The sequence below is a fragment of the Streptomyces antioxidans genome, assembly GCF_000968685.2.
Taxonomy (GTDB): Bacteria; Actinomycetota; Actinomycetes; order Streptomycetales; family Streptomycetaceae; genus Streptomyces; species Streptomyces antioxidans.
In genome coordinates, this window is sequence record NZ_LAKD02000159.1 from 1 (window position 1) to 1,828 (window position 1,828).

Here is a 1,828-nt window from a genome sequence, read left to right on the forward strand (position 1 = left end):
GGAGCCGATTGCGATTGTGGGGGTGGGGTGTCGGTATCCGGGTGGTGTGGGTTCGCCGGAGGAGTTGTGGGATTTGGTGGCGGGTGGGACGGATGCTATTTCGGGCTTTCCGGTGGATCGTGGTTGGGATTTGGAGGGGTTGTATGACCCGGATCCGGGTCATGCGGGGACGTCGTATGTGCGGTCGGGTGGGTTTTTGCATGATGCGGCGGATTTTGATGCGGAGTTTTTTGGGTTGTCTCCGCGTGAGGCGTTGGCGGTGGATCCGCAGCAGCGGTTGTTGTTGGAGGCGTCGTGGGAGGCGATGGAGCGGGCTGGGGTTGATCCGGCTGGGTTGCGTGGGTCGGCTACGGGTGTGTTTTTGGGGGTGATGTACAACGACTATGCCTCGAGGTTGGCGGTTCTTCCGGCGGATCTTGAGGGGTATTTGGGGTCGGGGAGTGCGGGGAGTGTGGCGTCTGGGCGTGTGGCGTATGTGTTTGGTCTTGAGGGTCCGGCGGTGACGGTGGATACGGCGTGTTCGTCGTCTTTGGTGGCGTTGCATCAGGCGAGTGCGGCGTTGCGTAGTGGTGAGTGTTCGATGGCGTTGGCTGGTGGTGTGGCGGTGATGTCGACTCCGGGGACGTTTGTGGAGTTCTCCCGTCAGCGTGGTCTGTCGGCCGACGGCCGGTGCAAGGCGTATGCGGAGGGGGCGGATGGCACGGGTTGGGGTGAGGGTGTCGGTGTCCTGTTGCTGGAGCGGCTGTCCGACGCTCGCGCGAAGGGGCATCGCGTTCTGGCGGTGGTGCGTGGTTCGGCGGTCAACCAGGATGGCAAGAGCAGCCAGCTCACGGCGCCGAATGGTCCGTCGCAGGAGCGGGTGATCCGGCAGGCGCTCGCTAATGCGCGGTTGTCGGCGGCGGACGTGGACGTCGTCGAGGGTCATGGGACGGGTACGACGCTCGGTGACCCGATCGAGGCCCAGGCGCTGCTGGCTACGTATGGGCGGGAGCGTGAGGGTGGTCGGCCGTTGTGGTTGGGGTCGTTGAAGTCGAACATCGGTCATGCGCAGGCTGCTGCTGGTGTGGGTGGTGTGATCAAGATGGTCATGGCCCTGGATCGTGAGGTGCTGCCGCGTACGTTGCATGTGGATCAGCCGTCATCGCATGTGGATTGGGATGCGGGTGCGGTGGAGCTGTTGACCGAGCCCGTGGCGTGGCGGCGTGGGGAGCGGGTGCGGCGGGCTGGTGTGTCTTCCTTCGGTGTGTCGGGGACCAATGCGCACGTCGTTATCGAGGAGGCGCCGGCGGAGGAGTCTGTTGGTGGGGGTGTGGTGCCTGTGATGTCGTCTGGGGTGGTGCCGTGGGTGGTGTCGGGGCGTAGTGCGGGTGCGTTGGCTGGTCAGGCGGGTCGGTTGCTGGAGTATGTGCGTGCCGCTCAGGCTGACGGTGATGACGTGGACGCAGTGGGTGTGGGTCGTGCTTTGGTGGGTTCGCGTGCGGTGTTTGAGCACCGTGCTGTGGTTCTGGGTTCGGATGTGGAGGAACTTGAGGCTGGGCTTGAGGGCCTGGCGGAGGGCGGGGCTGCGGGTGCGGCTGCTGGTGTGGTGGCGGGGCGTGTGCGGTCGGGGCGTGTGGCGGTGTTGTTCTCTGGTCAGGGGAGTCAGCGTGCGGGGATGGGGCGGGAGTTGTATGAGGCTTTTCCTGTGTTTGCGGCGGCTTTTGATGAGGTGTGTGCGCGGTTTGACGTGTTGTTGGAGCGGTCGTTGAAGGAGGTGGTTTTTGCCGACGCTGACGCTGACGCTGGTGCTGCTGTTGGTGGTGGTGGGTTGTTGGATCGGACGGTGTTT

General features: G+C 64.5%; 1 protein-coding gene. It reads left to right on the forward strand.

The window, feature by feature from the left end:
- On the forward strand, positions 1-1,828 hold a 1,828-nt coding region (locus VT50_RS36980), incomplete at both ends, for a type I polyketide synthase (protein WP_143645346.1).